The organism is Thermogutta sp. (genome assembly GCF_014359955.1).
In the GTDB taxonomy this organism is placed as follows: domain Bacteria; phylum Planctomycetota; class Planctomycetia; order Pirellulales; family Thermoguttaceae; genus Thermogutta.
This window is the reverse complement of the sequence record NZ_JACIYL010000484.1, coordinates 1-3,385: the sequence shown is the minus strand read 5'-3', so window position 1 is coordinate 3,385 and position 3,385 is coordinate 1. Positions and strand designations below refer to the sequence as shown.

The 3,385-nt window shown below is 58.5% G+C and carries 2 protein-coding genes; both read right to left on the bottom strand.

The genetic code is table 11. The features are described 5' to 3' along the window. Window positions 1–555: 555 nt before the first annotated feature. Window positions 556–1,926: a Gfo/Idh/MocA family oxidoreductase gene (locus H5U08_RS13335; protein WP_297033952.1), complete on the bottom strand. Its 1,371-nt coding sequence runs from the start codon at window positions 1,924–1,926 to the stop codon at window positions 556–558. Between the two features lie 238 nt (window positions 1,927–2,164). Then, window positions 2,165–3,217 (bottom strand): glycoside hydrolase family 5 protein, encoded by a 1,053-nt coding sequence (locus tag H5U08_RS13330; protein ID WP_297033949.1) that lies wholly within the window; start codon window positions 3,215–3,217, stop codon window positions 2,165–2,167. Window positions 3,218–3,385 lie beyond the last annotated feature (168 nt).

Genomic DNA, 3,385 nt, shown 5'->3' with positions numbered 1-3,385 from the left:
CCATTGCCCCCCCACAAGCACAATTAACCGCCCACTTCGTACCGACCAAAGATGTCTGGCCACGGGGGCGGCAACCAATCGCAGAGCGCGCCCATCTGGCCGGAGTTGCGCACGCAAACCAGGGTAAAACCGGGCCCTCCAATATGGCCCACGATGCGCAAAACCCAAAAAGCGGCCCTGATAGGCAGATCCCTTCGAAAAGTCGGAGGGGCACGCTTGTCGTGCCCGGCGAAGGGCGATGGGTGATCGATCGGTGTTGATCGGACCCGACAAGCAGGTCCCTCCATTGTGTGGATTGGAGGGTCGGGTTCCACACCGACGGGTCGTCGTCGTGCCATCCGGGCCGACGGCAAGGTTGTGAAGGCTAAAGCCTTCACTAAAAAGCGGCGATAAATCGCCGCACTCCATATGGAGTGCGGGGCTTTAGCCCCGCTTTCGGCGCGGGACTTCAGTCCCCGGCAAAAGGGAATCGATGATCCAACGTTAAGCGGCGGACCTGACAAGCAGGTCCGTCCGAAAAGGCCGCCGTCGTCTGGAATCAATTCCCCGCCGAGGTCAGATTTCCTTCCACTGGCCGGGTACCGGCACCGGATAGAATCCTCGCTCATCGGGCTGGATCGGCGGCGGTGTCTCGGCCGTCATCTGATCGATGTTGGGACAGAACTGGAACTGGGAGGCCATCGCTTCCTCCCAGGTGACGACCTGGCCCGAGTGTACGGCCGCCCGACCGATGATGGCCGCCAGATTGGCCAGGGCCGCTCGTTCCGCTTCGTTGTGGGGCTTGTCGTTGCGGATAGAATCGAAAAAGTCGGCCCATTCCGCCTGCCAGGGCGTCAGCTTCTCCTTGGGAGCCTCCCAGAGGATGTTGTCCTCGTCAATCCTCTGATCCTTGAAGATTCTCACGATGCCGGCGTGCACCGGCCCGGAAAACTGCGCCGCCCGCTTGCTGCCGTGAATGTACGTGGCGAAGTGGTTGTAACAGTTCGGAACATATCTCACGACGTCGATCCCCTGTGTGCCATCGGGGAACGTCCATTCAGCGAAATAGGAATCGAGATTCTGACTGCGATCCGTGCTGTTGACGGCCCTGCCTCCCACGCCGTGGGCGCGAACCGGCCAGGACTCTTTAATCCAGCAGATTTCGTCGATCTGGTGAATATCCATTTCGCTGAAGAGCCCTCCCGACACCCAAAAGAACCGGAAGAAATTCCGGATCTGCCAGAACAGTTCGGGAACATCGGCGGGTTTGGGTCCGAGAGGTCCCACGGCTTCCATACGGTATGCCCGAACTGAAATGATGTCGCCCAACTCACCATCTTTGATCCGCCGAATCAATTCATGTCGATTGACCGAATGTCGGCACTGGAGCCCCGCGGCGATCTTGACGTTTTTCTCCTGGGCTTTCTTGCCTGCGGCAATTACGCGACGCACACCCACCGGATCACAGGCAAACGATTTTTCCATGAAGACGTTCACACCTTTGCTGACGGCGTATTCAAGCTGGGTCGGTCGAAATGCCGCATATCCGGTAAGCATCGCCACGTCGCCCGGTCGCAGACAATCGATAGCGTGTTTATAGGCATCAAAACCGATGAAGCAGCGGCCTTCCACATTGACCTGCTTGCCGAACATTTCGGAAAGCACTTTTCGCGAGCTTGCCAGCCGGTTTTCGAAGAGATCCGCCATCGCGTACAGCTCCACAGGACCGTTGGCCACAGAGAAGGCGTCTTTGACCGCTCCGGAGCCCCGGCCTCCGCAACCGATGAGCGCGAGTCTGATGGTGTGGCTTTCCGACGCATGGACGGCCGGCACCGCCCGCGCCATTAGGGCCAGGGCACCAGCGCCCGCTGCCCCGCTGGTCATCAGAAAATGACGCCGTGTGCTCTGCCGAGACTTTTCTTCACGCGGTGTTGCCGATGCAGACATGGCCATCTCCTTCAACATGCAGGTTGAGGTGGGAAAGATCACGGGCATTGATGGGGACATTTGTGCTGCCACAAACCGACTCTGAAGATAAGCTCTCCAGCCATGGAATGCAATGCTTGCCATGCCTGCGCAACAAAAACGACAGCCGGAAGAAACGGCTGCCGCGCGACATCGTCAAAATCGGTCACATTCCAACTGCCGGGTGCGAAGGCACAAGCCTGCAAACACCATCCCACCGTCAAGGTGCTACCGGTGGGGCATCGGGAATGATAGCCTTCAGGATGTGTTCCACCCAGCGATTGTTGGGAATATCGTAGAGAATGAAGTCGCCATCAAACTGCCAGTAGGCCCAGGCCCATCCGCGGCGCTCGGCTTCTCGGGTCACAAAACTGAGCCAGGCCACCCGATCTTCCTGTGGGGCTTTGTCGTACACACCGAACTCGCCCAAATAGATCGGCCGTCGATGCTTTTCGGCCCAAGCCTGGGCACGGTCAAAGTCCTTCCGCACGGCTTCGCGATCCTGTTCGGTACCCCAGTGAATGCCGACCTTATCCGCTTTTCCTGCCCAGGGCGCGCCCTGGTGCGTGAAGTCAAAGGGGCTGTAATAATGCACCGTCACGATGATGTTCGGATCGTCGGGGAGTTCCAGTTTATCGAGGGCTGCAATGTTGTTCCACTGACCCGGGCCAATGATCACGGTCCGTTTCGGATTGGAACGCCGAACGATGCCCAGTGCCTCCTTGGCCCAGATGTTCCACAGTTCGGGTGTCATCGCCGAGTTGGGCTCGTTGAGAAGCTCGAACAGCACTTCGGGCGGTCGATTCTTTTCTCGCTCGGCGATCGCCTGCCAGCAAGCCATATATCGTGCTTTGAGGCGATCCGGCTCCTTTCCAATGGCGGTGAATTCGTGGAAGTCCAGAACCACCAGGAGCCCTGCCCGAAGAGCACAATCCACGGCCCAATCGAGTGTTTCCAGGTACTCCGGCCGCAATCCTGCACCTTCCCCACTGTAGTCGGGATTGTCGCGGAAAGGATGGAGATTGATCCGCACATGCTGGAAACCAGCCTTGCGAATCATGGGAAAGAACTCTTCGCGGAACCTTGCTCGGGATCGATCCCGCCAGAGTGGATCATAACCGATAATATTGACACCTCGTCCCAGGCGTTTGATCTGCGTCCAGGCGTCGGGCCAATCGTCGGGGTTCGCACTTTGTGCCCGGCAAACAGCCAACCCGATCGACACGAGACCGACCATCCAAGTTGTCATCACCACCGTTGCTCGTCGCCACATGGGTCATCTCCATCTGCTCGTTCCCCTACGACACCAGTGGAAAGCCAACAAAGTCAAAGACATTGTGTGTCGGCACCGCGGACGCCGCAACCGGTCGTTTGGATTTCACCCATCACTAAAGCGGTGGCTGGATAACAAGTTGGACCGGGGAGGACGAAAACCCGGGCC

Bases quoted from the DNA above. Each gene is read 5' to 3' on its own strand.
- H5U08_RS13335 (WP_297033952.1), bottom strand. From the start codon at position 1,926: ATGTCTGCATCGGCAACACCGCGTGAAGAAAAGTCTCGGCAGAGCACA.
- H5U08_RS13330 (WP_297033949.1), bottom strand. From the start codon at position 3,217: ATGTGGCGACGAGCAACGGTGGTGATGACAACTTGGATGGTCGGTCTC.